This window comes from Tritonibacter sp. SIMBA_163 (assembly GCF_046535935.1).
GTDB classification, from domain to species: domain Bacteria; phylum Pseudomonadota; class Alphaproteobacteria; order Rhodobacterales; family Rhodobacteraceae; genus Epibacterium; species Epibacterium scottomollicae.
The window spans coordinates 1-242 of record NZ_JAWJBP010001146.1; the positions used below are offsets into that span (position 1 = coordinate 1).

The 242-nt window shown below is 62.0% G+C and carries 1 pseudogene; it reads right to left on the minus strand.

The features are described from left to right. Window positions 1-79: 79 nt before the first annotated feature. Window positions 80-242, minus strand: a pseudogene (locus tag R0J92_RS25915) (heme NO-binding protein); the annotation flags it as partial.

Sequence of the window (242 nt, forward strand, 5' to 3'; positions counted from 1 at the left end):
GTCACCGTGCCCTCGGCATCGATCATCACATGCATCGGGCACACCTGACTGGCGAGCCCTGCCAGATCGTCAACGGTCATCATAGTGAATGCGCCCCCAGGTCAAAGGCCCGCCCCTCGGCGAACTCGCTTTCGATCAGCGTCATGGAGATCACATCCGCACCATCCCGCGTGCCGGACTGGTCGAGAACCAACAACGCCCCATAGTAATCCGCCCTGGCGCGCAATACGCCGGTCATCACC